This is a genomic window from Thiohalocapsa sp. ML1 (assembly GCF_001469165.1).
Taxonomy (GTDB): Bacteria; Pseudomonadota; Gammaproteobacteria; order Chromatiales; family Chromatiaceae; genus Thiohalocapsa.
The window spans coordinates 13,313-38,911 of sequence record NZ_JABX01000051.1; the positions used below are offsets into that span (position 1 = coordinate 13,313).

The window sequence follows — 25,599 nt, forward strand, 5'->3', positions numbered from 1 at the left end:
TCAGGTCGGCCTGTCCGCGGGTGCCGCGGGCAGATGGTGTACGGCGAGCATAGCACGCAGCCCCGGGGCGCTGCTGCGGCGGCGATGCGGGTGGTTGGGGCGTTTCGCGGGGCCGTCAAAGAAGGGCCGAGGGGCGAGGGCCGAGGGCCGAGGAGGTCCTCCTTGGCCTTTGGCCCTTGGCCCTTTGGCCTTTGGCCCTTGGCCCTTGGCCCTTTGGCCCTTTGGCCTTCAAGCGCCTGTCGCTGTGAAACGACATCCTCGCGCTCTGTCGCCGTGTTGACCTGGAGGTCAACACTCCAGTCAACACTCCAGTCGACACTCCAGTCAATACCAGTCAACACTGCCCTAGGAGCACCGGTCGAAGCGCCCGAACTGCATGCTGAACTGCCCTCGCCCGTGGGTGAGGCTGCGGAGCTCCGTTGCGTAGCCCAGGAGCCTGGCGAGTGCGACCTCGCAGGCGATGACGGCGCTGCCGTCGGCGCTGTCGGTGGCCTGGATGGCGGCCTGGCGCTGCTGGAGGTCGCCGAGCACGGTGCCGAGGTTCTCATCCGGAACAACGACTTCGACACGCATCACGGGCTCCAGCGTGCAGGGGTGGGCCTCGGCGAGCGCCTTGCCCAGGGTGCGGGCGGCGGCGGCGGCGAGCGCGTCCGGCGGGCTCTGCGCGCCGAACAGCTCCACCTGGGTCAGCCGGACCTCGACGTCCTCCACCGGCGCGGCCTGGAGCGGACCGGCGGCAAGGGCCTGGCCTAGGCCCTGGCGCAGCGCGTCGCGCTGCTCCGGCATCAGCTCGGCGCCCTCGGGCAGCACGACGGGGTCTAGCGCCAGGCTATTGCCGGCGCCGCGTGCGGCCGGTCGCACGCGCAGGCCGACGCCGGCGGTCAGCTCCGGCTGCTTGCCGTCGGGGCTGGGCGGGCGGCTGTAAAGAAAGCTGACAGTCGCCTCGGCGGTGATGCTCTCGCGCAGCGCCACCGCCGGGCGGCCGCTGCGCACCGCGACGCCGAACTCCCGCGCGAGGCGCTCCAGCACGATCTGCAAATGCAGCTCGCCCATGCCGCGGAGCAGGCGCTGGCCGGTGTCCGGGTCCTCGGCGACTGCGAGCGTCGGGTCTTCTTCCGTGACCTTGCCGAGCACCTCCAGCAGGCGCTCCTCGTCGGTGCCGGCGCCGGGCTCGATGGCGAGGCTGAGCACCGGGGCGCGCGCCTCGATGCGCTCCAGCAGCACGAGATGCCCCGGGTCGCACAGGGTGTCGCCGGTGGCGGCGTGGCGGAGCCCCGCGAGCAGCACGATCTGGCCCGGCTCGGCCAAGTCGAGCTTCGCCTTGCGGCCGGCGTCGGTGTCGAAGATGCGCGCAACCTGCTCGGTGACGGTGCGCCCGTCCGCGACCACGAAGCTCACCTTGTCGCCCGGCCGCAGCCGGTTGCGGTAGACGCGGGCGAAGCAGTGCCGGCGCCCGTCCCAGAGCTGGACCTTGAACACGAGCGCGGCGAGCGGGCCGTCGGCGCCGAGGACGATGTCTTCGGTGCCGCCGTCGGGGCGCCGCGCCAGCGCGGGCGGGCGGTCCAGCGGCGCCGGCAGCAGGTCCACGGCGGCGTCCAGCACCGGCTGCACGCCGATGTTGCGCAGCGCACTGCCGGCGAGGCACGGAAACAGCGTGCCGGCCAGCGTGCCGCGGCGCAGCGCCGCCAGCACGGCGGCGCGCTCGGGCTCCTCGCCGGCGAGCACGGCGTCCGCAAGGGACTCGTCCACCTCGGCGGCGGCGAGCAGCAGCGCCTCGTGCAGGCCGGCGCAGCGCTGCCAGAGGTCCTCCGGGCAGGGCTCGGTGGTCACCGCCTCGCCCTGCTCGCCGCCGAAGCGGACCAGGGTGCGGTCCAGCAGGTGCACGACGGCGTGCGTAAGCTCGCCGCGCGCGTCGAAGACCGGAGCGGTCAGCGCCACCGGCGTGACGCCGAGCTTGGCCTCGATGGCGGCCAGGCAGCGCGCGAAGTCGGCCCCGGGCCGGTCCAGCTTGTTGATGAAGAAGAGCACCGGCAGGCCGAAGCGGCAGCGCTGGCGCCAGACGGTCTCGGTCTGCGGCTCCACACCGCGCACGCCGTCGAGCACGACGATTACCCCATCGAGCACACGCATGGAGCGCTCCACCTCAATGGTAAAATCCACGTGTCCCGGGGTATCGACGACCTGCAGCTCGTGCCCGCGCCAGGGCGCCTTCGTGACGGCGGCGGTGATGGTGATGCCGTGCTGCTGCTCCTCGGCCATCCAGTCCATGTGCGCGGCACCATCGTGCACTTCGCCGATCTTATGTGATGCGCCGGTGTAGAACAGGATGCGCTCGGTGAGGGTCGTCTTGCCCGCGTCGACGTGCGCCGCGACACCGATATTGCGCACCGATGCAAGCCTTGCGGCGCTGCTGCCGGTCTTGGTCTTGAGGTCACGGCTCATGGCACTACCAACAATCCACGGAGAAAACGATGCATGACGAGAACCTGATACGGCGACGCCCGGGCAGCGCCAAGCGCCGTCGCACCGCGAGCGCACTGCTCGGCGGCGCCTGCGCGCTGCTGCTGGGCCTCTCGGCCGGAGCCAATACCGAGCCCATGCGCTTCAATCCCACCGACAGTGTTGTCGGCACGCCCTTCTATGTAAAGAGCGATGCGGAGCACACGCTGCTCGACATCGGCCGCCACTACGGCTACGGCCACGACGAGATGCAGCAGGCGAACCCGAAGGTGGACACCTGGCTGCCGGGCGAGGGCACGGACGTGATGGTGCCGCAGTTCCATGTGCTGCCGAACACGCCGCGTGAGGGCATCGTCATCAACCTGCCGGAGAAGCGGCTGTACTTCTATTCTTCGCCCACCACGGTGGAGAGCTTCGCGGTGGGCACCGCGCGTGAGGGCTGGTCTACGCCCACCGGCAGCTTCAGCATTATCGAGAAGCGCGAGAACCCGACCTGGACGCCACCGGCCTCGATCCGCGCCGACTATGCCAAGCGCGGCATCGAGCTGCCGGCGGTGGTGCCCGCGGGACCGGAGAACCCGCTAGGCAGCCACGCGCTGCGGCTCAGCAACCCGAGCTACCTGATCCACGGCACCTCCAAGCCCTGGGGTGTCGGCATGCCGGTGAGCGCCGGTTGCACCCGCATGTACCCGGAGGACATCGCCGCGCTGTTTCCGCGGGTGCCGACCGGCACGACCGTGCGCATCGTGGACCAGCCCTACAAGGTGGGCTGGCTCGGCAACCAGCTCTACATGGAGGTGCACTTGGAGGAGGGTGAGCAACCACGCGCAGCGCGGGACGTGATACCGGCGAGCATCGCCAACGCCGACGGCGTGGTCGTGGACTGGGACGAGGTGAATCGGGCGCTGGAGGAGCGCTCGGGCCTGCCGCGCTTGGTGGGCGGACGCCAAGGGGCCAAGTCTTGGCACAGGCTGGATTCGGTGTTCTAGCGAGGCAGAGGCCCAGACCGACCGGGAACGCCGTCTTGCGCAGCCCGCTCGTTTGGCGCATCGAACCAAGGGCCGAGGGCCGAGGAGGGCTCCCTTGGCCCTTGGCCCTAATATTTGGCGCCCCCAAGCAAATCGAGGGGGACTCTAGCCGCCGTTGCGCCGGCGCAACCTGAGACTCATGCGCGACGGGGCGATGGCGTGCGACATTCCCTGCTCATCGATGCAGTGAAGCCGCCCAAGGGTGGACGCTGAGATCATCCGGGGCGCACGCAAGCGCCGGAGGGAAGCATTGACCGGCTGCAACGCCAGCACGGCCATGGGTTGCGACTGGCGGGCTGGAACGCGGGCTGGAACTGGCGGGTTAGCGCTGGGGCGCTGGAACTGGTGCGCTGCGAGCGACGGCGTTGGGAAGTCCGTCTGCGGCGGCTGAGAAACTGGAGAGCCGGGGGGGGCGGGAGCGGAACGGTCGGCTGCCCTGCACGCGGCAGGGCAACCGACCCATGTCCAAGCTTAAGCGAGTGCTTACTTGGCCATGACGCGCTGATACATGCGGTTGATGCGCTCCTCGTTGGCCTCGCAGCAGGCCTGAGCGGCGTTGGCGGCGTCCATGGCAGCCTGGGCCATGTCGCGAGCCTCCTGATCGGTGGCGCAGCCACCCAGCAGGGAAGCGCTCAGCAGCGCTGCGGCGGACAGGGAAGCGAGCTTGATGTTCTTGGTCATTGCGGTTTCTCCGTTTGAGTTTGCCGATCGGCAACAGGTTTATAACACAGTACAAGGGCTGGTCCGAACCCTCGGGCGCGAATGTTAGCAGAATCGAACAGCGTCGTGCGGCAACAACGTTAAATCCGTGGACCCGCCGAGCACCGCGCCAGCGCTGGCGCGCCGACCACCAGGGGCACCACCCCAGCGCCATCGGGGAAGGCTATTTGCACCGATACGACGGAACTTGTTGTGCGAACACAACAGCCTTTCAGGGGAGCGCCGCGTGCTGTCGGCAGTACTCGTACATCGCGATGCTGGCGGCGATACTGACGTTCAGGCTCTGTACACCCGGATACTGCGCTATGGTCAATGCCGGCAGGCCCTCGGCGGCGGGGCTCAAGCCGAATTCCTCATGCCCGAGGATGAAGGCGCACCGATGCGGTAACAGGGTGGTCTGCAATGCCGGGGCTGTGCCCGCCACCAGGCGGAAGGGGCAGTAACCGGCGGCCGCCAAGCGGGACAGACTCTCGTCGAGCTCGTCAAGGAAGCGCGCCGGCACCGCCCGCAGCGCACCCTTGGCCGGAGCCGGATCGAAGGGCCCAATGCCGACGAGGTGCACCTCGCGCACCCCGAAGGCTTGAGCCGAACGAAAGATCTTTGCGACATTGAATCCGGGCTTGAGATGATCCAGCACCAGAATCAACTCACTCGGGCCCGGCGACGCCAGCAGGTTGCGGCGCCGCTCGCGCTCATAGCGCGCCTCGGCATTGAGGTGACGTTGCCGTTTGCTCACGAGCTGCCCCCGCGGCCAGGATCGACAATCAGCATGATCTCCACTCGGCCCCTTTGCACCGCGGCCCTGCTTTGCGCCCCCCTGGGTGCCCTGCTAGGCGCCCTCCTAGGCGCCCTCGACGCCGCCGCGGCAGAGCCCGCGGCCCTGCCGGCACCGGTACCCGCACCGACTGCGCAGGCGGCACCGGCGCCGGGCCCTGCGGCGTTGCCGGCGGGCGCCATTATCGCCTTCGTGCCGCAGGCGAGCGGCTTCACCGGCAGCACGGAGGAGCTGCGCGAGTGGCTTGCCGAGCGCGGCTGGGCCATCTGCGACGGCACCCGCGGCACCCCGGACCTGAGCGAGCGCATGCTGCTCGGCACCACGGAGGTCGCCGCCGTCGGCAGGCGCCTCGGCAGTCATCAGCATACCCACCGGGTGCGCGGCGAGACGGGCACCGCGGTGCTGCGCAACCGCCATACGCCGACGGGGCACGGGCAGCTCGTGCACCTGGCCGACGCTCAGCATCGCCACCCCATCGATGTCGCCACCGATTCGGCCTCGAACCTGCCGCCGAGCACGCGGGTATTGTTCATCATGAAAACACGATGAGGTGCTAGGTGCTAGGTGCTAGGTGCTAGGTGCGAGGGAGGCGTCGCCTAAGACCGCCGAGCCGTGCTCATCGCCATCGAAATCGAAATCGAAATCGAAATCGAACCGAGTGGCAACCGAACCCGACACACCTGGCCTCCGACGCCCCATGAAAACCGACTCAGCAGCGAAACATTCGGCGCCCCCAAAAATCTAGGGGCTAGGGGCTAGGGGCTAGGGGCCAGGACGGCAAAGCCTGAGACCAACAAGGGCAGGCAGCCGAGGCGGGCTCCCTTAGCCCTCGGCCCTCGGCCCTCGGCCCTCGCATCCATACACGCAAATCGGAGCAAACCTGACCCCCATGGTCGAACGCTACTATCGCAGAGCCGCGCCGAAGCGGGTGCCGAACCCCTTCCGTTGCGAGGGCTTCGTGCATGGGGGCACCATCGACAGCGGTACCGGTGGCCCGGTTGCCATCGACTCGCTGCCGCCGTTCCTGCGCGCGCTCCTGGTCACCGATGGCACCGTGACCAAGATCCTCGAGGCCTATTTCTGGGAACCCGTGGTCGTGGACACGCTGCAGCAGGCGTTCGTCGACGCCGCCGATGAGATTCCTTGGGTCAACGTCGCCCGCGGCGAGCGCATCATGGTGCGTCGCGCCCGACTGCGCGGCGCCCACAGCGGCAAGGCCTTCGCACATGCCTTCTCGGTGATCCGCACCGAGCTGATCCCGCCGCATTTCCGCCAGCGCCTCATTGACCGGGAGATCGGCATCGGCGCGCTGATCCGCGACAGCGGCCTCGAGAGTTACCGCGAGGTGATGGAGGTCGGCATCGAGCCGGACAGCGGCGCCGATGATGCGGTGTTCCGCACCTATCGCATCATCATCGCCGGCGAGCCCGTGATCCTGATCACCGAGACCTTTGCGCTCGCGCTCTACCGCTGACCCGCGGACACGCGGACACGCGGACACCATCGAGCAGGCCAGACACGTGGACAGCGTCGCCCCCAGCGCGGCATCATCCGCCGCCATCGACACCCTGCGACGCTTCGAGACCCCGGAGGGCATCGAGATCGAGCTCAAGCTCGCGGGCCCGGTGCCGCGGGCGGCGGCCTTCGTCATCGATCTTGCCATCCGCGTGGGCCTGTACGCGCTGCTGTTGCCGCTGGCGGGCTTCGCCGGCGTCGGCATGGGGCTCATGCTGATCGCGCTGTTCCTGCTCGAATGGCTCTATCCGGTAGTCTTCGAGCTGCGCAGCGGCGCCACCCCGGGCAAGCGCGCGCTCAAGCTGCTGGTGGTGCATGCGGACGGCACGCCGGTGGGGCCGTCGGCGTCGCTGATCCGCAATTTGCTGCGGGCGGTGGACTTTCTGCCCCTGTTGTACGGCCTCGGGCTGGCGGTGATGCTCGCGGACCGGGATTTCCGGCGCCTGGGCGACCTCGCCGCCGCCACCCTGGTGATCCATGCCGAGCCGCAGGCGCCGGCCGCGGCCGGCATCGCGAATGTCCACGCGGTGCCACCGCCGCTGCCGCTCGATCTCGCCACGCAGCGCGCGGTGCTCGCCTTTGCGGAGCGCAGCAGCGAGCTGTCGCCGGCACGGCGCGCGGAGCTGGCCGCGCGCATCGACCTTGGTGCCCCCGCCGGCACGGACCCGGAGGCGCTGCTGCTCGGCATCGCGAGCTGGATCAGCCGCGGCAAGCCGGAGCCGGCCCGCACCGACACCAGCGGCCCGCGGCGCAACCGGCCGGCGAGGCGCGCATGAGGCAGCAGGCCTTCGAGCAGGCCCACGGCGCCGCTTGGCAGCAGCTCGGCGACCTGCTCGATGCGCTGGAGGGCACGCGCCGGCCGCCCGACACGGTGCGCGCGGAGCGTCTGCCGCGGCTCTTGCGCCGCGTGAGCGGGCACTATGCGCTGGCCGGCGCGCGCGGCTACAGCCCGGGGCTGGTGGCGCGGCTGCATGCGCTGGTGCGCCGGGGCTATCGGCAATTGCACCAGCCGCGACCCCGCTGGCCGGCGCTGTTGGTGCGGTTCGCGCTCGCGGGCTTGCCGCGGGCGGTGCGCCGCCACGCGGGGCTGTTCTGGCTCGCCGCGCTGCTCTTTTTCGGGCCGATGGTCGCGATGGGCGTCGCCTGCGCGAACGACCCGACCCTGATCCACAGTCTGCTGGACAGCGCACAGGTGGCCGAGTACGAGGCCATGTACGACCCCACCAACGCAAAGCTCGGCCGCGCGCCGGCGCGCGCAGCCGACGACGACGTGATGATGTTCGGCTTCTATGTTCGGAACAACATCGGCATTGCGCTGCGGACCTTCGCCTGGGGGCTGCTCGCCGGCATCGGCAGCGTCTTCGTGCTGGGCATGAACGGGCTCATTATCGGCGGCATCGCCGGCCACCTGACGCAGCTCGGCCATGGCACGCCGTTCTGGTCCTTTGTCAGCGGCCACAGCAGCCTGGAGCTGACGGCCATCCCCATCGCCGGTGCCGCGGGGCTGCTGCTCGCGAAGGCGCTGCTGGCACCAGGGCCGCGCACCCGCGGCGCGGCGCTGCGCGCCAACGCCGGCGAGGCGGTGCCGCTGGTGGTGGGCGCGATGCTGCTGCTGGTGCTCGCGGCGGTGGTGGAGGCGTTCTGGTCGTCCAACGCCGGGGTCGCGCCGGAGGTCAAGTACGCGGTGGGTATCGCGGGCTGGCTGGCCGTGGTCGCGTACTTGGGGCTCGCAGGCCGCGGCTGAAGTAAAGGGCCGAGGGCCGAGGGCCGAGGAGGGCGCCGTTGGCCCTTGGCGAGTCGGCGCAGCGAAACCCGACGTGAAGGGCATCGAAATCGGGATCGGGATCGGGATCGAGATCGGGATCGGGATCGGGATCGGGATCGCTATCGGGATCGCTATCGGGATCGCTATCGGGATCGCTATCGGGATCGCTATCGGGATGGGGATCGACTCGACATGACACTGGGGCACGAGAAGCTCGAGCTCTACCGTCGCTCGATCGATTTCGATCTCGATCTCGATCTCGCGGGCTGTACCACCTGTTTTTGAAGGGTTCCCTCCCTAACGCCACGCCATGGACCTGACGCAGACCGCCGCCGCCATCCGCCCGCGCACGCCCTGGGAGAGCATCGACCTGGGCTTTGCGCTGGCGCGCACCTGGTTCGTGCCGCTGTGGCTCTGCTGGTGGCTGACGGCGGCGCCCGTTGCGCTGCTCGCGCTGGTGCCGCTGCACGGCAGCTCGGATCTCTGGCTGCTGCTGCTCTGGTGGCTCAAGCCTGCGTTCGAGGCGCTGCCGTTGTACTGGCTGAGCCGCGCCATGTTCGGCGAGCGGCTCGCGCCGCGCGCGGCCGCCCGCCGGCTGCCGCGGGCGCTGCCAACCCGGCTCTGGCCGCAGCTCGCGTGGCGGCGCTTCGGCCTGGCGCGCTCGTTTACGATGCCGGTGACGCTGCTGGAGGCGCCCCGCGGCGGCGCGCGCCGGGAACGGCTGCGGGTGCTCGGCACCGGCGCCGCCGGCTGGCTCACCGTCATCTGCGTGCACCTGGAGGGCGTGCTGTGGTTGTCGGCGCTGCTCGCGCTCGCGTTCTTGCTGCCCGAGGGCATGCCGCGGCTCGACCTCGGCGAGGCCTTGCTGGAGAGCGGCTCGCCGGCGGACTGGACCGGCGCGCTCTTGGTGCTGCTCGCGATGTCGGTGATGGCGCCGTTCTATGTCGCCGCCGGCTTTGCGCTCTATCTGGGGCGGCGCACGACCCTCGAGGCCTGGGACCTGGAGCTCGCGTTCCGGCGGGCGGCCGATCGCCGCACGGCCCGGCCTGGCGCGCCCGTGTCGGCGCTGCTGGTGGTGCTCGCGCTGTCGGCGACGGTCATGGCGCCGGGCGAGTCGGGTGCCGCGGAGCCACCGACAGCGGCAGAGGCGCGGGCGCTTATCGCCGAGGTCCTCGCCGACCCGGACTTCGGCAGCACGCGCGAACGCTCCGTTTGGGTCTTTGTCGGCGAAGCAGCGGACGCCGCGGACGCCGCGGACGACCGGGCCGACGGCGCGGCCTGGCTGCCGACCTGGCTCATCGAATCCATCGCGCTACTGCTGAAATGGGTCGTGCTGATCGGCGCCGCGATCCTGCTCGCACTGCTCCTGCTCCGGCTGGTGCGGGAATTGCGCCTGCCCGGGTGGCGCCGCGGCGCGCCGAAACCCGGCGGCCAAGCCGCGACCGGCGTGCCCGTGGGCGCCGAGCCCGCACCGCTGCCGCTGGACATCCCGGCAGAGGTGCTGAGACTTCTCGCCGCCGGCGATGCCCGCGGCGCGCTCTCGCTCCTGTACCGATCGCAGATCGTGCGGTTGCGCACCGCCGGGCTTGATCTGCCGGACAGCGCCACGGAGGCCGAGTGCCTCAATGCCGCGGCGGCTGCGGCGCCGGCCGCGCAGGTGGACTGGCTGCGGCGGCTCGTCGCGCTCTGGCAGGCGGTGGCCTACGGCCATCGGGACGCCGACCCGCGGGCGGTGCAGGCGCTGCTCGATGCGCACCAGGCGCTCGGCACGCCGCGGGGGGCGCATGGCTGAGCGCCGCCGCCCCTCGCGCCGCACCGGGCCGGGCGGCACGGGCTGGGTGCTCGCCGCGCTCGGGGTCATGCTCGCCGCCGGCACCTGGCTGTGGTTCGATGCCAACTTCGAGCGGCAACTGCGCGAGCTGCCGGCGGGCGAGTCCGAGGCCGCGCGGCGCAATCCCTTCCTCGCCGCCGAGCGCTTCCTCGCCGGGCTCGGCGTCGCGGCCGACAGCAGCACGGACCTGTCCCTGCTGCGCACGCCGCCCGGCCCGCGGGACATGCTGGTCATCGACGGCCTGCCGCCGCTCAATGCCGAGCGGCGGGCGCGGCTGCGCGCCTGGCTCGAGGCCGGCGGACGCCTTTTGGCGGAGGCCATCCGCCTCGACGAAGCCGCCTCCGGCAGCGACGACTTCCTCGCTGAGCTGGGCGCGATGCTGCGCTTCGACGAGGCGGCGGACGGCGACGCTGATGTCGTTGCGGACGTGCAGATCGCGGGCTACCCCGAGCCGCTCCAGGTGGCCTTCGCCGCGCCCTGGTACCTGGAAGATGCTGCCGGCATGGCCGTCGGCGACGCCGGCGCCGACGGCCGTGCGCGGCTGCTGGAGTACGCCGTCGGCGACGGCATCGTCTACGTGGTGAGCGATACGCTGTGGCTCGGCAACGGCGCCATCGGCCGGCACGACCACGCGCTGCTGCTCGCCCGGCTGGCGGCGGATCGCGACCATGTCTGGCTGCTGCACGACGTCTCGGTGCCGCATCTCGCCGTGCTGCTTTGGCGCGCGGCGCCGGCGGCCGTGCTCTCGGCTGCGCTGCTGCTGGCGGCCGTGCTCTGGCACATCGGCGGGCGACTCGGCCCGCTGCTGCCCGCGCCCGCCGCGGGCCGGCGCGATCTGCTGGAGCACCTGGAGGCCGCGGGCGACTTCCTCTGGCAGCGCGGGCGCGGCGCCGTGCTGGTGAGCCGCACCCGCCGGCGCATCGAGCGCGACTGGCTCCGCCGCCACCCGCCGCTGCGGAAGCTAGATCAGCCGGGACGGGCGCGCCGCATCAGCGAGCAGAGCCATCTACCGGTGTCCGAGGTGCAGGCGGCGTTGTATGGTCCCCTGCCCGACCTGGCCGCACTCCCGCGCATCACGGCCGCGCTGCAGCGGCTGGCGCGGCGCTGACGGGCGGCCAGCGCCATCATCGAACGCACAGCACAAGGAGCCTTGCGCATGCCCGCAGCCGAACCGCCGAACCCTGAGCATCTGGACGCCGCGCGCGCGGCGCTGATCCGCGTCGAGACGGCGGTGAACCGCGCCGTGCTCGGCCAGCGCCGGGTGGTGCGCGAGGTCATCGTTGCGCTCGCCGCCGCCGGCCACGTGCTGCTGGAGGGCCTGCCCGGCATGGGCAAGACGCTGTTGGTGCGGGCACTGGCGCAGGCGCTCGGCGGGCGCTTCGCGCGCATCCAGTTCACGCCGGACCTGATGCCGAGCGACATCACCGGCCACGCCATCTTCGACATGAAGAGCGAGCGCTTCCACATCCGCCGCGGCCCGATCTTCTGCAACGTGCTGCTCGGCGACGAGATCAACCGCGCGCCGGCCAAAACGCAAGCGGCCATGCTGGAGGCAATGCAGGAGCAGCAGGTGACCATCGAGGGCGAGTCCATTGCGCTTGCGCCGCCCTTTCTGGTGCTCGCGACGCAGAACCCCATCGAGCAGGAGGGCACCTATCCGCTGCCCCTCGCGCAGCTCGACCGCTTTCTCATCAAGGCTGCCATCGACTATCCGAGCGCCGCGGACGAGCTGCGCATCGTGCGCACCATCACCGCGGGTGCCGTCGGCGACGCGCTCGATGTGTCGGCCGTGGAGACGGTCATGGACCCTGCCGGCGTGCTCGCCGTGCAGGCCGCGGCGGCGACGCTGACCCTTGATGACGCCGTGCTCGACTATGCGATTCGGCTCGTGCGCGCGACCCGCGATTGGCAAGGCCTCGACGCCGGCGCCGGCACCCGCGCCGCCATCGCGCTGGTGCGCGCGGCCCGCGGCCACGCGCTGCTCGCGGGCCAGGGCGGCTTCGTGACGCCGGACGACGTCAAGGCCATGGCCCCGGCAGTCCTGCGCCATCGCGTGCGCCTGGATGCCGAGCGCGAGATCGAGGGCTACCGCGCCGACGATGTGCTCGGGGAGCTGTTGGCCGCGGTGGAGGCGCCGCGTGCTTAGTGCAGTGGCGCGCAATCCAGCGCTCACAGGCGCCAAGCCGGCAGGCCGCAAGCGCAACCACGGCGCAAACAGGAAAGTTCGGCTGGATTGCAGTCTCGTGGAGGTGGGATCGCATCGCCGTCGAATGCGCTGCTTCGGCGTCGCCGCCGCGATTGCGCGAGCGGTGCAAGCCCCCGGGTCCCCAAGCGGCTATGATGTGGGCCGGAGTCCTTATCGGCGTCGCCCTGCGCCCCGTCCCGCATGAGCATTGCACTGAAGCTCTTCGAGCAACTGACCGAGACCACCGACGAGCGCGAGCGGCTGCGCTTGATCGCCGACGCCATCGGTACGCTGGAGGACAGTTGGCCGCGTCCGGCCGACATCGCGCGTGCGGGTGATGTGCGCGAATCGGAGCTGCGGTTGCAGAAGGAGATCGAGAGCGTACGCAAGGAAATCCGCGAATCGGAGCTGCGGTTGCAGAAGGAGATCGAGAGCGTACGCAAGGAAATCGAGGTGGTGCGCAGGGAGATCGAGGTGGTGCGCAGGGAGATCGAGGTGGTGCGCAAGGAGGCGGCGGAAAGCGAGGCCCGGCTGCGCAAGGAAATCGAGCAGATACGGTTGGAAACCGAGCGGGTCCGCGGAGAGATCCGCGGCGTCGAGACCAGGCTGCACCAGGCGCTGCACCGCCAGACCATCTGGATCATCGGGGCCGTCGGCGCCGTCGCGGGTCTGATCCGGCTGCTGGAATACCTGCTTCCCTGATCCTTCGCTGCGGGCATCCCACCGTTGCTCCCGACGCGGCGGACTGAAGCCCGCTCCTGCCACGCGAGGCAGGGCCGTGCGCACGCGCGCGCTGTGGGAGCGGCTTTACCATGAAAGTCGCGCGCGGCGCGCTCCTTAATCTCCCTCTCCTGACAATCCCGTCGACGAGCGAAATCGCAACCGACTCGAACCGAGCCGGTCGGCCTTTACCGGAGCCGGGCGGCTCCGTCGCGTCTACAATGGGGCGCCGTCCTGTGAGCCTGAGCCGATGAGCCCGTTGCGTCCGCTCCACCGCGATGCCGATTTCCCGGTGCCGCCCTCAATGCAGAGCCGACTGCCCGACAGGCACTTGGCGCGCACGATCAAGCCCGGCGGTGATCGGCGGGGCCGCGTGCCAAGCGCCGTTGGCGAAGCTGGCGCATCGTCGACCAAGGGCCAGCCGCGCGCATGAGACCGGCGCGGCCTCTCGTCATCGCGCTCGGGGGCTGGACGGCGCTGGCGCTGGCCGGGGCCTTCGCGCCTGGGCTGCTGCCCGCGTGGCAGGCGCTCGGCGTGCTGCTGGCAGCGCTCGCCGGCGCCGACCTGTGGCTGCTGCTGCGGCTGCGGACGCCCGGCGTGCGCCGCGACGTTGCCGCCATCGTGCCGCAGGGCGTCTGGTCGCCGGTGCGGCTGGTGCTGACCAACGCCTCGCCCGGCGCGCTGCGGCTCGACCTGCACGACCTGCATCCTGCCGACGCCGACGTGCGCGGGCTGCCGGCGACGGTGCGTATTGGTGCTCGGGGTGCGGTGGCCGTGAGCTATGAGCTGCGCGCGCCGGCGCGCGGGCCGCGGGACTTCGCAGGTTGCGATCTCAGGCTCCACTCGCCGCTCGGGCTCTGGACCCGGCGCCGGCGCGCGGGGCCCGCGGCGCTGTTCCGCGTCTACCCGAACTTCGCCGAGATCAGCCATTACACGCTGCTCGCCGCGAGCGACAGCCTCGCCGGACTCGGTCTGCAACGCCAGCGCCGGCGCGGCGTCGGTGCGGAGTTTCATCAACTGCGCGAGTACCGCCGCGGGGATACGCTGCGGCAGATCGACTGGAAGGCCACTTCGCGCATCCGCAAGCTGGTGGCGCGGGAGTACGAGGACGAGCGCGACCAGCGCCTGGTGTTTCTGCTCGACTGCGGGCGGCGCATGCGCCATCAGGACCGCGCCGGCCGGGCGCACTTGGACGACGCGCTGAATGCGCTCATGCTCCTGGCCTACGTGGCCGTGCGGCAGGGCGACGCGGTGGGGCTGCTCGCCTACGGCGGCGGCGAGCGCTGGTTCCCGCCGCAGCGCGCACCGGATACGGTGCACCGGCTGCTCCGCGCCGTCTATGACCTGACGCCGTCGCTGGCGGTGGCGGACCCGCTCGCCGCGGCGCGGGCGCTGCTAACGCGCCAGCCGCGCCGCGCGCTGGTACTCATCGTCACCAACAGCCGCGACGAGGACCACCCGGAGCTGCTGCGGGCCGTGCAGGTGCTGCGCCGACGCCACCTGGTGCTGGTGGCGGACCTGCGCGAGGCGGCGCTCGACGAGGCGCTCGCGGCGCCGATCCTGACCGACACGGCGGCGCTGCGCTTCCATGCCGTGCACGACTACCTGGCGGACCGCCGCCGCCATCATCAGCGCCTGCGGCACCTCGGCTGCCGCGTGCTGGACCTGCGCCCGGACCAGTTGCCCGCCGCCTTGGTGAACGCCTACGGCGGCATCAAGCGCGCTGCGGTTTTGTGAGGGGCTAGGGGCTAGGGGCTAGGTGCTAGGTGCTAGGGGCTAGGAGCTAGTGATCGGCTTGCGCGTCAGGCGCGAGCTTGAGCTCGAGTCGTGCCGCGATGGCCTCCGCGAGCCGCCCGCCGATGTCGACGTCGGCGAGCCTGTCGCCCGGCACCAGTTCCACGAGCCGCGTCATCGGCAGGCCCGCATGGCCGCACGGGTTGATGCGCGCAAAGGGCGCGAGGTCGAGGTCCAGGTTCAGCGCGACGCCGTGATAGCTGCAGCCGTGGCGAACGCGCAGCCCGAGCGAGGCGATCTTCGCGCCCTCCACATACACGCCCGGCGCATCGCCGCGGGCTGCCGCTTGGATGGACAGGTCGGCCAACAGGTCGATGACCGCCCCCTCCAGCGCGCTCACCAGCACACGCACGCCGATGCGCAGCCGGCGCAGGTCCACCAGCACGTAGGCGATCGGCTGCCCCGGGCCGTGGTAGGTGACCTGCCCGCCGCGGTCGGTCTGCACCACCGGGATGTCGCCGGGGGCGAGCAGGTGCTCCGCCCTGCCCGCCTGCCCCTGCGTGAACACGGGCGGATGCTCGGCGAGCCAGAGCGCGTCGTCGGTGTCGGCGCCGCGCGTGTCGGTGAAGCGCCGCATGGCCTCCCAGCAGGCGTGATAATCGACGCGGCCGAGGCGCGACAGGCGCAGGGCTCGCGCGGCGGGCAACGCCGGGTTCGGCAGATTCTCGGGCATGTCGGCGTCGGCGAGGCGCCAGGCCGGCGCTTAGTGATCAGAGCGCGTAAACGACCAGCTCGTGGTCGGTCAGCTCCTGGTAGATGGCATCGAGCTGCGCCTTGCTCTCGGCGCGAATGTGCGCCGTCACCGCGAGCCACTTGCCGCCGCTGCTGGCGCGAACGGTGAGCGTCGTGGCGTCGAAGTCCGGCGCGTGGCGGCGCAGGATCTCCACCACCGCCGCCTCGATGGCGCTGTCCGCCGCACCCATTGCCTTGATCGGAAAGCTGCACGGAAACTGCAGCAGGGTCTCGTCGCTGTCGGCCATGGTCGGCTCCGCGTATTGCGTTGGCGTTGACGGTGGCATGCCGCGAAGATGGGGCCGCCGCACTCGCCGCGCGACCCCCGGCCGGACGTCAGAACAGCCGCAGCACCGAATCCCAGCCGCGGCGCAGGAAGTTGCCCCGACCCACATCGGCCAGCGCGACAGCGGGCTCCCGGCGGATCTCCTCGCCATCGAGCCGAAAGATGATCTCGCCGATCACGTCGCCCCAGGCCACCGGCGCCGAGATATCCTCCGCGGGCTCCAGCTCCGCCGTGAGCGCGCTGTACTTGCCGCGCGGGATGGTGACGTACAGGTCCCGCGCGGGGCCGACCGGCAGGCTGGTCACGTCGCCACCCCAGATGCGCAGATCCTCCACCGGCTCGCCGCCCGGGAAGGGCCGATGGGTCTCGGAAAAGCTGAAGCCGTAGTTGAGCAAGGCTTGGCTGTCCGAGAAGCGCTCGCGATCGCTGCCGGTGCCCATGACGACGGCCAGCAGGCGCCGGCCATCGCGCTCCGCGGAGGACACCAGGCAGTAGCCGGCGGCGGCGGTGTGGCCGGTCTTGACGCCATCCACGCTTGGGTCGAGCCGGAGCAGCCGGTTGCGGTTGGACTGCTTGATGTTGTTGAAGGTGAAGTCCGGCAGCGAGTACCAGGCGTAGTAGTCCGGAAACTCGCGAATCACCGCGGCCGCGACCTTGGCGATGTCCCGCGGCGTGGTGTAGTGCTCCGGGTCCGGCAGGCCGGCGGTGTTGACGAAGTTGGAGTTGGTCATGCCAAGGCGCGCGGCTTGGGTGTTCATCATCTCGGCAAAGGTCGCCTCGGTGCCGGCGATGTGCTCGGCGAGCGCGACGCTGGCGTCGTTGCCGGACTGCACGATCATGCCCTTGAGCAGGTCCTCGATGCTGACCTGCTTGCCGACCTCGATGAACATCTTGGAGCCGCCGGTACGCCAGGCCTTCTCGCTGATCGTGGCCATGTCATCGAGCTTGAGCTTGCCGTCCGCAAGCTCCCGAAACACGACATAGGCGGTCATGATCTTGGTGAGGCTCGCGGGCTCCAGGCGCTCGTCGGCGGCCTGCTCGGCGAGCACGGCACCGCTCGCGTGGTCGAGCAGCAGATGGCCCCGGGCGCTCAGTGCCGGCGGCGTCGGAATGGCGTTGTCCTGAGCTGGCGCCGGTTCCTGGGCTAGGGCCACCGGGATGACCATCAGCAGCAGGGTGAGCAGCAGCGCGCTGGTCGGAAGGACGGTGCAGATGGCGCGGGCCGGTGGCTTCATGAGGCGGGTCTTTGCGGTTCGGGCGAAGGGGCGATGACGCGGCGGCACCCTGCCGGGCTGCCGCTCGGCGCGCATTTTAACCCCGCCGAGACCCTTCACCGGCCGGAAATCAAGCTGATTTCCCCGTCGCGGCGCCGGGCCGTCAGCGCGGCACCACCAGCACCGGACCGACGCCGATCGCCGCAAGCTCGCCGGCGATCTGCTCGGCGTCGCCGCGCGACCCGAGCGGACCGATGCGCACGCGATAGAGCGCGCTGCCGTCCGCGATGCTGATGGGCGTGTCGAGCTCACCGTTGAGTCGTGTCCGCATCTGCTCGGCATTGGCGCGGGCGGTGAAGGCGCCGACCTGGAGGTAGTAGCCGCCGCCGCTGCTGGCGACGGCGGGTTGCGCCGGCGGCGGCACGGCCGCGGGCGCCGCGGCGGGCAGCGCGCGCGGCGCCGGGGCGGTTGCCACGCGGCGCGCTGCCGGGGGTGTCGGGCTCGGCTCGGAACGCGCCGCCGTCGCGACGCGCCGCGCGTCGCGGCTGCCCGTCGCCGCACGCGTGACGCCGCTGTCGCGCGCCCGATGCTCCGCCAGGGCGGCGTCCGCGATTTTGAGCGTGCTCGGCAGCTCGCCGTCGTGATCCCGCGGATCGATGGACGTCACCAGCACCTGCGCGAGCCCCTGCTTGTCCATGCCGAGCGCCTTGGCCGCGGCGTAAGACAGATCGATGATGCGCTCACCGATGAAGGGGCCGCGGTCGTTGACCTTGACGATGAGGTTGCGGCCGTTCTCGAGGTTGGTGACCAGCACGTAGCTCGGCAGCGGCAGCGTCTTGTGCGCGGCCGTCATCTGGTGCATGTCGTACCACTCGCCGCTGGAGGTCTTCTTGCCGTGAAACTGCGTCCCGTACCAGGACGCGACGCCGCGCTCGCTGTGCTCGCGGCTCGTCTCCTGCGGGAAATAGGTCTTGCCGAAGACGACGTAGGATTTCATGTTGCCGTAGCGGGCCTTGGGCTCGACCCTGGGCTTGGCGCCGGGGACCTGGTCGAGGTCGATGCCGCGTTTCGGCGCACCGCCGCAGCCGCCGAGCACGAGCGCGACGGCCAGCGCGGCCAGGAGCGGCCAGCCGCGGGCGGCGGCCGGAAACACCCTGGCGCGCTCAGCCCGGCGCATCGTCGCCTCCCTCGGCGCCGGCCCGCGCCGCGATCTCGCGGCTCAACTGGTACACGGCCATGGCGTACAGGTTGCTGTGGTTGTAGCGGGTGATGGCATAGAAGTTGTTGAAGCCGAGCCAGTGCTCCGTGTCCTCTCCGTCCAGCTCCAGCAGGGCCGCGAGCGTGTCGGCCGGCAGCGGCTCGGCGAGGGCACCGGGCACGGGCTCGACGCCGGCGGCGGCGAGTCGCGAGAAGGTCGTTTCCGGCCGCGCCGGGCGCTTCTCGGCGACGGGGATGCCGGCGGGCCGGCCAGTGCCGAGCGACACCCGGGCCGCGACGGGCGCACCGCGGTGCCAGCCGTGCAGCGCCAGATAGTTGCCGACGCTGCCGACGACGTCGGCCTTGCTGCCCCAGAGGTCGCGGCGGTTGTCGCCGTCGAAATCGACGGCATAGGCGCGGTAGCTGGACGGGATAAACTGCGGCAGGCCGACGGCACCGGCGTAGGAGCCGAGCGCCGTGCGCGGGTCGATCTGCTCCTCGCGCACCAGGCGCAGGAACTCGCCGAGCTCCTTGCTGAAGAACCCCGCCCGGCGCGGGAACGCGAAGCCGAGCGTGGAGAGCGCATCCAGCACCCGGTGCTGGCCCAGGTTGCCGCCGTAGTTGGTCTCGATGCCGATGATGGCGGTGATGATCTCCGGCGGCACGCCGTAGGCGGCCTCCGCCTTTTTCAGTAGATCCGCATGGTCGTTGAGGAAGCTGACCCCGCCCGCGATGCGCTCTTCGGTGAGGAACAGCCGCCGGTAGTCGCGCCAGGGCTTGGCCTCGTAGGGCCGGTTCATCGCATCGATGATGCCCTGCTGATAGCGGGCGTCGGCCATCAGTGCGGCGAGGTCATTCGGGCTGTAGCCGAGCGCCGCGGCGTTGTTGGCGACGAAGGCGCGGCTGCCGGCGAGATAGGCGGCCGGGGCATCGGCGGCGGTAGGCAGCGCGACGGCGCTGACCACGGCGCCGAGCAGTGCGACGGCGGCGCGGACTTGGGTGGGCATCGGGGCGGTCTTGGGCATGCTCTGGCCAGCCTTGCGCAAATTGCTTAATAAACCAGTTGCAGTATAGGTCAGAAGCTATTCTTCAAGAATCAGTTTTTCCTTGAGGATTAAACGGGGCAGGCCAAGTGCGGGGGCCGGCGCCAAGCCCGCGGGACAGGTGCCGGCAGGCCGCACGGCCCCGGGCAGACGCACCCGCGGCGCCGGGTCGCCTGCGCCGCCTCGTTACCGCCCGCCCGGCCCTGTGGTAGCGTTGCGGCTTTGCCGCTGCCCGACAAAACTGATACCGACCATGTCTCTGGATTCTGCCGACGTTGCCAAGATCGCCCACCTCGCGCGGCTCGCCGTTGCCGACACGGAGCTCGACCATTACGCCCGGGAGCTTTCGAGCATCCTGGACTTGGTGGAGCAGATGAGCGCCGTGGACACCCGCGACGTCGAGCCCATGGCACACCCGCTGCACATGGCGCAGCGGCTGCGCCCGGATGCCGTGACGGAGCCGGACCAGCGCGAGGCCTTTCAGGCCGCCGCGCCGGCCACCGAGAACGGCCTTTACCTGGTGCCGAAGGTCATCGAATAACCGCCAACGCCGCCATCCCGCTCGGACCCGCCGCCGCGCTCGCCGAGGGCGCGCCCCAACCCGCCCACCAGCACCATGCACGATCACTCCATCGCCGAGCTTGCCGCCGGCCTGCGCGAGCAGCGCTTCTCCAGCCGCGAGCTCACCGACCATTACCTTGCGCGCATCGAGCGCCTCGACCCCGGGCTCAACAGCTTTGTCACCGTCTGCCGCGACGCCGCCCTCGCGGCGGCCGAGGCCGCGGACCGGCGCCTCGCGGCCGGCGACGGCGGGCCGCTCACGGGCATCCCCATCGCGCACAAGGACATCTTCCTGACCAAAGGGGTCAGGACAAGCTGCGGCTCGCGCTTAGCGGCGCACATGCAGCAACTGGAATCGTCGCGGTTGACTTACAATCAGCGTCTCAACGTCTAGCCAGCTTGCGAGCATACGACATGGCCGATTGCGAGGATTCGGATCACCGCCACGAGATATGCGGCCCCTGTCGTCCCGGCCTGATCCGCGCCGCGGTTTGCGTGCCGCAGGTCCGCGTCGCGAATCCACGCTTCAACGCCGCCCAAACGATCACGCTCGCTCAACAGGCGCACGCCGCCAGCGCTGTTCTGGCGCTGTTCCCGGAACTGGGCCTCACTGCCTACAGCAACGATGATCTGTTCCATCAGCAGGCGCTTCTGGAGGCCGCGCAAGTTGCTCTGGCGGAGGTGGTGCAGGCAAGTCGTGACTTGCGCCCGCTGCTGGCGGTGGGGCTGCCGTTGGCGGTGGATGGGCGACTTTTCAACTGTGCGGTGGCGGTGCACGAGGGTCGAGTGCTGGCTGTGGTGCCTAAAACCTATCTTGCAAACTTTCGGGAGTACTACGAAAAACGCCAGTTCGCAGGCGCCGATGCCGCAGTGTCCGCAGAAATCGAACTTTTGGGGCAGCGGGCGCCCTTCGGCAACGATCTGCTTCTGGATGCCGCCGACATGCCGGGCCTGACCTTGCACTTGGAACTGTGTGAGGATTTGTGGACGCCCATCCCACCTAGCACCTACGCGGCTCTGGCGGGCGCCACCGTGCTACTCAACCTTTCCGCCAGCAGCGCCGCCATCGGCAAGGTCACCTACCGGAACAGGCTCATAGCCGACCAAGCGCGCAAGTGCATCGCTGCATATCTCTACTCCGCCGCCGGCCCTGGCGAGTCCACCACCGACCTGGCTTGGGATGGCCACGCCGTAATCTTCGAGCAGGCGCGACTCCTAGCGGAGTCTACGCCCTTCCATGCGAATGGACAAATAGTACTGGCCGAGATTAACCTGCACGCGCTCCACGCGGATCGGCTGCGGGAGACGACCTTTAGGGACAGCGCAGCGGCGCACCAGGACCGACTGCGCGCATTCCGCAGACTGTCGTTCCGTTTCCACTGAGCGCCACTGGCGACGAGTCGGAAAAAACAGCCTCACGCGCTTTGCCCATAAGGGCGCCTCTTAGCAGCCGAGTGCGACGCACTATGCGACCAACCGTATCCCCATATAGAAATGCCCGCGGACCATACTGACGCAACACCTACGCAAATGTCCTCAAGTTCGAAGCGTTGACGCTTGATTGGTCACTAAGCTTGCGCTCGCGCTGCGGGACCGCCCCCCTGGTCGATACTTACTGCGAGGCGCTTGGGTGTATGCTATTACACTCTACTCTCCCTCCATCTTAATCAAGAATTACAAGCCCAAAGCCCTCGGTCCACTCAAGACAAGACCTTTTCTGACGAATGCCTTCATTGCTCTCACACCCGCTCTTGGCTGCGGCCACAGCAATTGTCGCATGGAGCACTTCGGCCACTGCCGTTGGCCTCCTCGCCAACACACTTCCCTTCTATAAACTCACCGGATTTGTCCATGTTGTCGCCTTCTGCGGATTGCTGCTAGCATTTTGTCTAAGACGGAAGCCCCGCGCGGAATTGCTAAGGTTCTTTGCTGTATCAGATCGCGCGACCACGACCGCTTTTCTGCTTCTGGCTTTGCTCTTTTCTGTCTCTCTGACGGCGTATCACCTTCTATTCTATTACGCTATGCTGGGTACTACCCGGATCTACGCCAATATAGCAAACTACCTATGGCCCATCGTACTTTATCTCTTAGTCCACTATGACCAATCAAACGCGACACACAAGCGCACGTGGAGTGATTTTGCGCTTCTGTTTTTGGCTTTCCTGGGCAGCGTCGCCTTGGTGTGGGACTTCGGGTCCGTAGATCATGCTGCGCTGGGTTCCTCAGATTATCTTGGCGTATCGGCGGGCTTCGCAGCCGCGATATGCGCTGGCGTTTATATGTATATTTCCAAACGCCTATTTCATCTTACGGAATCTCGACGCTCTCAAATAGATCAACCCACTATCTTCTTTATCGGCCTGATGCCGTCGTCGCTAGTATTTATCTTGTTGGCGGCCGCTCAAGGTTGGTCCCTGCCCCAGACATCCGATATGTGGGGACTCGTGCTCTGGCTTGCGATAGTTACAGTCGTCGTCGCACAGACCACGTGGAGCCATGCAATTAGCATCGGTCCTACCCACATAATCGCAGTCTTGGCGTACTTGATACCTGTTGCAAGCACGTCCTTGCAAGTTCTGGTGCTAGGCGACCAGGTAACCCCTTCCATCTTGTTCGGCGTCACATTTGTAGTAGTTTCGAGCGTGCTGACTGCTAGAATATTCAGGCAGCTAGTCCCAGAAACCAGCGCAGCTGTAGCCTTCATGTACATGGGGTTTGTGCTTTTCTTTCAAGCCGACCTATTGTTGGGTATCGAGTTCGCTCTTGCTGATAATTTTCCTATACAGCTATTTGCGATACTGGCTGCATTTCTTTTGATGCGTCAATCGGCAAGGTCGCGCTCGGAAGTGCGCGCGCTCATCCGTTTGCAGAAAGCGGTTTCTAAGCTAATCTATATCGCAGACAAAAAGGCCGCACTGACATCGGCAGGCGCTTCGCAAAAATGCATCGATCCTTCGCATCTCGATTCAGGACTGGGTCAGTTGCTGCTGCAATTTTTTGCGAGAGTTGTTGATTTGGATCAGGCGCAAAGCCATTCCGAACTGCATAATCGCGTAGATGCCTATCGTCATATTGAGCGGAAACTAGTAGTTGCCTGCCGGCGGCGGATAACAGATTCGGATGAGTACACCCGTCATCAAATTTTAGAAGCGGAATTAGAGCTTGGCGCGAGTGGCTCAAACTGGATAGCAATGAAAACAGATAGAGCAGGTTATGGAGAGGTGTTGATAATACTGCTCTTGGGGCTCATATCTATTCTGCTATATTCAACTGCAGCGGCTCATACTCCGATACGCGGGTTTATCGCAATGGGGGTCGTAGGCGCGATCGCCTATATTGCCGTGCGCGTATACGACTACAATGTACGCCCTGCGCTAGTGAATATCGACGAGTTGGCGAACTTTCAAACTCTAACCGAGCGATATCGGCATCCTATCTATCTGGGACAAATCGAAAGTTTACGATACGGCGAGGAGTATAGGTACTTGGAGCGGCGCGCAATCGTCAGAACAGAAGGCCATCGACGTGAAGCTTTTCATACTTCCGAACCGCGGAACCCCCTCCGCAGGCAACTTCGTGCACGAAGGTACGCAGCTATCTTCCTGCTCTTAGGGCCCGCTTTTGTCATTGTGATGAATTTGTTTTGGTGAGGGGCGAGGTGCCTGCGACGTGGGGGTAACCGATAGATGCTGGTCGACGTGCTGGCGCTCACTGCATGCCTGCAACCTTCCTCCAAGAGATTTTACTGCCATTTCGTCTCTTTGTTGGCCCTGCTTCCCCGGCGCCAGGAGGTAATCGTTGTGACGACATCTACAGTCGACTTCTTTTCTCTTGAACTCCCCGATGGCGGCTTGCTTGAGCTCGCGGCCGACTTTTCTAAAGTATATCGGCCGACACGGTACGCACGACGATTCGTTGAGATCTTATCGGAACAACCCTTGGACCGATGCAACGTTCTTGACGTTGGCTGCGGTAGCGGGATCATCGGGATATTCGCGGCAATGAAAGGGGCAACTGTTACTTGCTGTGATCTGAACCAGTATGCCGTCGAATGTGCGGTGTCAAATGCGGCGAGACTCGGCCTCCGCGTGGCTGGTGTCGTGTCGGATGGTCTGGATGAGTTCGCCAAGCGCCGAGACTTTGATCTCGTGGTTTGCAATCCGCCCTCCAGCCCTGGACAGGTATCCCCTGAAATCACACCAAGAGATAATGGAGAGCTGGGCCGATTTTTGCTAGATAGCGTGCTCGCGGGGGCACCGCGTATTTTGGCGCCTAATGGCAGATTGTTGACGTGCTCCAATAGCGAGCAGGACTGGAGCACAACCGAGGGCACTTTGGCGGCAAACTGGGCGGGCTATAGAATTGTCGCTGATGTGGACGAGAGTTTTAACGGGCTCGCACAATTCCCGCCTTCTCAACTCGATGCATGGGTGCGGAGCGGTGTTTGCTGGCTGGAGAACGGGGAGGTAATGCATAATGTGCGGTATCTCTTTGCATATAGATAGCATTGCGTCTTGCCAGAACCGTTGTGGAACCGGCAATGGCGCTATACCTATGACTGTCGAACCGCGCGCGCAGTGCGCTGCCCGACATGGCGTCAGTCGCGGAGGGGGCAACAGCAATGTCAATTGATGCGGTAACGGCTACCCGCGCCTATGGATTGGCCGTACACGCTGGCGCGGGCTCTCTAGATCGAACTCTATTGACAGCGCGCGTAGAGAGTAACATCAGAACTGCTCTTGAGGCAGCTCGCGAAGCAGGATTTCGTTTGCTAGAGCGTGGTGCTTCATCGATAGACGCTGTCGAAGCTGCTATTACTGTCCTCGAAGACTGTGAATTATTTAACGCAGGCGTCGGGTCGGTCTATACCGCGACGGGCGGCCACGAATTAGAGGCAGCACTTATGTCGGGTCGCCACCTTGCCGCTGGGGGAGCAGTCCGTATTTCAACGGTAAAAAACCCTATCAGATTGGCGCGACGGATAATGGAGAGAGGTCATGAGGTTCTGCTGGTGGGCGATGCCGCGGAGGCTGTGGCACGCGAATTTGATTTGGAAGAGGTTGCGAATTCCTATTTCGATACGCCTGGTCGTTTGGCAGAGCATCAAGGAGCGCTCGGCGCTGCGGCTATTGACAGGGAGTGGGAAGGCAACTCTCTGTTGCCCATGACAGAGTACGGAACCGTTGGGGCGGTCGCAGCAGATCAGCAGGGAGACGTATGCGCTGGAACGTCTACAGGTGGGCTGGTAAACAAAACCGACGGTCGTATCGGGGATTCGGCAGTTCTCGGAGCCGGGACGTATGCTGACAATAATGGGTGTGGCATATCCGCGACGGGCCAAGGAGAAATCATTTTGCGACTTAGTTTGGCTAAAGGGATCAATGACAGAGTGATCATGCGGGGAAGTTCTTTATCTTTGGCGGTGCACGAAGCGGTCCATAATGAACTTTCACGGTACGGGGGAAGCGGAGGCGTGATTGCGATAACAAGCAATAGCGAAGTGGTGTGCGAATTCAATACAAAGGCAATGTTTCGCGCATGTCGTACAAGCCGTGGTGAGGTGGGCGTGGCCATTTTCGGCGCTGGATTCAAGGACGGTGATCCGTAATGAACGCAATCGTGGAGATCGCCTGCCTGCTCGGCCTCATGGTCTCGCTTGTTGTCCTTTTACCCTCAGCATCTACCGCCGCAAGATCGTCGGTTCGGAATTGGGCCCTGACCGTAACTCCGACCAAAACCCGGTGGCGCACTAAGATTCCGTTGTGACGGA

At 67.6% G+C, this 25,599-nt stretch carries 25 protein-coding genes; 17 read left to right on the plus strand and 8 right to left on the minus strand.

What is annotated here, in order from left to right; all coding sequences use genetic code 11:
• Positions 1-345 precede the first annotated feature (345 nt).
• Positions 346-2,442 carry a translation factor GTPase family protein gene (locus ML01_RS22830; protein WP_058557700.1) on the minus strand — a complete coding sequence of 699 codons (2,097 nt, stop codon included), beginning with the start codon at positions 2,440-2,442 and terminating at the stop codon, positions 346-348.
• Positions 2,443-2,471: 29 nt separating this feature from the next.
• Between ML01_RS22830 and ML01_RS22835 the strand changes: the two genes are divergently transcribed.
• The gene (locus tag ML01_RS22835) at positions 2,472-3,449 is read left to right on the plus strand and encodes a L,D-transpeptidase family protein (RefSeq protein WP_082674572.1); all 978 of its coding nucleotides are present in this window, start codon (positions 2,472-2,474) and stop codon (positions 3,447-3,449) included.
• A 522-nt stretch (positions 3,450-3,971) separates the two neighbouring features.
• Here the strand turns inward: ML01_RS22835 and ML01_RS22840 are convergent.
• Together ML01_RS22840 and ML01_RS22845 are read right to left on the minus strand one after the other, a co-directional pair.
• Positions 3,972-4,169: a hypothetical protein gene (locus ML01_RS22840; RefSeq protein WP_058557701.1), complete on the minus strand. Its 198-nt coding sequence runs from the start codon at positions 4,167-4,169 to the stop codon at positions 3,972-3,974.
• 250 nt (positions 4,170-4,419) lie between these two features.
• Positions 4,420-4,944, minus strand: coding sequence for a TrmH family RNA methyltransferase (locus ML01_RS22845; RefSeq protein WP_058557702.1), 525 nt, complete (start codon positions 4,942-4,944; stop codon positions 4,420-4,422).
• A 33-nt stretch (positions 4,945-4,977) separates the two neighbouring features.
• On the opposite strand from ML01_RS22845, the gene ML01_RS22850 reads away from it, so the two are divergent.
• The 10 genes from ML01_RS22850 to ML01_RS22890 all read left to right on the plus strand — a co-directional run bounded on the left by ML01_RS22850 (position 4,978) and on the right by ML01_RS22890 (position 14,736).
• The gene (locus tag ML01_RS22850) at positions 4,978-5,532 is read left to right on the plus strand and encodes a hypothetical protein (protein WP_156427928.1); all 555 of its coding nucleotides are present in this window, start codon (positions 4,978-4,980) and stop codon (positions 5,530-5,532) included.
• A 340-nt stretch (positions 5,533-5,872) separates the two neighbouring features.
• Complete coding sequence (locus tag ML01_RS22855; RefSeq protein WP_058557704.1) at positions 5,873-6,457, plus strand: chorismate pyruvate-lyase family protein; 585 nt, start codon at positions 5,873-5,875, stop codon at positions 6,455-6,457.
• A 46-nt stretch (positions 6,458-6,503) separates the two neighbouring features.
• Positions 6,504-7,274 (plus strand): RDD family protein, encoded by a 771-nt coding sequence (locus ML01_RS22860; RefSeq protein WP_058557705.1) that lies wholly within the window; start codon positions 6,504-6,506, stop codon positions 7,272-7,274.
• Positions 7,271-8,242 (plus strand): stage II sporulation protein M, encoded by a 972-nt coding sequence (locus ML01_RS22865; protein ID WP_058557706.1) that lies wholly within the window; start codon positions 7,271-7,273, stop codon positions 8,240-8,242. Before ML01_RS22860 ends, ML01_RS22865 begins: the two co-directional genes overlap by 4 nt.
• Positions 8,243-8,315: 73 nt before the next feature.
• Positions 8,316-8,459 carry a hypothetical protein gene (locus ML01_RS27860; RefSeq protein ID WP_173865211.1) on the plus strand — a complete coding sequence of 48 codons (144 nt, stop codon included), beginning with the start codon at positions 8,316-8,318 and terminating at the stop codon, positions 8,457-8,459.
• A gap of 114 nt (positions 8,460-8,573) precedes the next feature.
• Complete coding sequence (locus ML01_RS22870) at positions 8,574-10,055, plus strand: DUF4129 domain-containing protein (protein WP_058557707.1); 1,482 nt, start codon at positions 8,574-8,576, stop codon at positions 10,053-10,055.
• Positions 10,048-11,202: a DUF4350 domain-containing protein gene (locus ML01_RS22875; RefSeq protein ID WP_156427929.1), complete on the plus strand. Its 1,155-nt coding sequence runs from the start codon at positions 10,048-10,050 to the stop codon at positions 11,200-11,202. The genes ML01_RS22870 and ML01_RS22875 overlap by 8 nt, the downstream gene beginning before the upstream one ends.
• Before the next feature lie 48 nt (positions 11,203-11,250).
• Positions 11,251-12,240: a MoxR family ATPase gene (locus ML01_RS22880; RefSeq protein WP_058557709.1), complete on the plus strand. Its 990-nt coding sequence runs from the start codon at positions 11,251-11,253 to the stop codon at positions 12,238-12,240.
• Positions 12,241-12,480: 240 nt separating this feature from the next.
• Positions 12,481-12,981 carry a hypothetical protein gene (locus tag ML01_RS22885; RefSeq protein ID WP_058557710.1) on the plus strand — a complete coding sequence of 167 codons (501 nt, stop codon included), beginning with the start codon at positions 12,481-12,483 and terminating at the stop codon, positions 12,979-12,981.
• A gap of 447 nt (positions 12,982-13,428) precedes the next feature.
• Entirely contained in the window at positions 13,429-14,736 is a 1,308-nt protein-coding gene (locus ML01_RS22890; RefSeq protein ID WP_058557711.1) for a DUF58 domain-containing protein, read from the plus strand.
• Between the two features lie 46 nt (positions 14,737-14,782).
• Here the strand turns inward: ML01_RS22890 and lipB are convergent, their stop codons facing one another.
• The 5 genes from lipB to mltB all read right to left on the minus strand — a co-directional run bounded on the left by lipB (position 14,783) and on the right by mltB (position 19,229).
• Complete coding sequence (gene lipB, locus ML01_RS22895) at positions 14,783-15,466, minus strand: lipoyl(octanoyl) transferase LipB (protein WP_058557712.1); 684 nt, start codon at positions 15,464-15,466, stop codon at positions 14,783-14,785.
• Positions 15,467-15,503: 37 nt separating this feature from the next.
• The gene (locus ML01_RS22900) at positions 15,504-15,773 is read right to left on the minus strand and encodes a YbeD family protein (RefSeq protein WP_058557713.1); all 270 of its coding nucleotides are present in this window, start codon (positions 15,771-15,773) and stop codon (positions 15,504-15,506) included.
• 88 nt (positions 15,774-15,861) lie between these two features.
• Positions 15,862-17,046, minus strand: coding sequence for a D-alanyl-D-alanine carboxypeptidase family protein (locus ML01_RS22905; protein WP_058557720.1), 1,185 nt, complete (start codon positions 17,044-17,046; stop codon positions 15,862-15,864).
• A 142-nt stretch (positions 17,047-17,188) separates the two neighbouring features.
• Positions 17,189-18,202 (minus strand): septal ring lytic transglycosylase RlpA family protein, encoded by a 1,014-nt coding sequence (locus tag ML01_RS22910; protein WP_058557714.1) that lies wholly within the window; start codon positions 18,200-18,202, stop codon positions 17,189-17,191.
• Positions 18,189-19,229: a lytic murein transglycosylase B gene (mltB, locus tag ML01_RS22915; RefSeq protein ID WP_058557721.1), complete on the minus strand. Its 1,041-nt coding sequence runs from the start codon at positions 19,227-19,229 to the stop codon at positions 18,189-18,191. Before mltB ends, ML01_RS22910 begins: the two co-directional genes overlap by 14 nt.
• A 289-nt stretch (positions 19,230-19,518) precedes the next feature.
• Here mltB and gatC point away from each other — a divergent pair, with 289 nt between their 5' ends.
• The 6 genes from gatC (at position 19,519) to ML01_RS27875 (ending at position 25,437) form a co-directional block, all read left to right on the plus strand.
• A complete protein-coding gene (gene gatC, locus ML01_RS22920; protein WP_058557715.1) occupies positions 19,519-19,806 on the plus strand; it encodes an Asp-tRNA(Asn)/Glu-tRNA(Gln) amidotransferase subunit GatC in 288 nt (95 codons plus the stop codon).
• 75 nt (positions 19,807-19,881) lie between these two features.
• Positions 19,882-20,220, plus strand: a complete 339-nt coding sequence (locus ML01_RS22925) for an amidase family protein (protein ID WP_058557716.1) — start codon at positions 19,882-19,884, stop codon at positions 20,218-20,220.
• A 20-nt stretch (positions 20,221-20,240) separates the two neighbouring features.
• Positions 20,241-21,209, plus strand: a complete 969-nt coding sequence (locus tag ML01_RS22930; RefSeq protein WP_058557717.1) for a nitrilase-related carbon-nitrogen hydrolase — start codon at positions 20,241-20,243, stop codon at positions 21,207-21,209.
• Between the two features lie 341 nt (positions 21,210-21,550).
• Positions 21,551-23,479 carry a DMT family transporter gene (locus tag ML01_RS27865; RefSeq protein WP_082674574.1) on the plus strand — a complete coding sequence of 643 codons (1,929 nt, stop codon included), beginning with the start codon at positions 21,551-21,553 and terminating at the stop codon, positions 23,477-23,479.
• A gap of 36 nt (positions 23,480-23,515) precedes the next feature.
• Entirely contained in the window at positions 23,516-24,334 is an 819-nt protein-coding gene (locus ML01_RS27870) for a methyltransferase (protein ID WP_082674575.1), read from the plus strand.
• Between the two features lie 116 nt (positions 24,335-24,450).
• Positions 24,451-25,437 (plus strand): isoaspartyl peptidase/L-asparaginase family protein, encoded by a 987-nt coding sequence (locus tag ML01_RS27875; RefSeq protein WP_162268089.1) that lies wholly within the window; start codon positions 24,451-24,453, stop codon positions 25,435-25,437.
• Positions 25,438-25,599 lie beyond the last annotated feature (162 nt).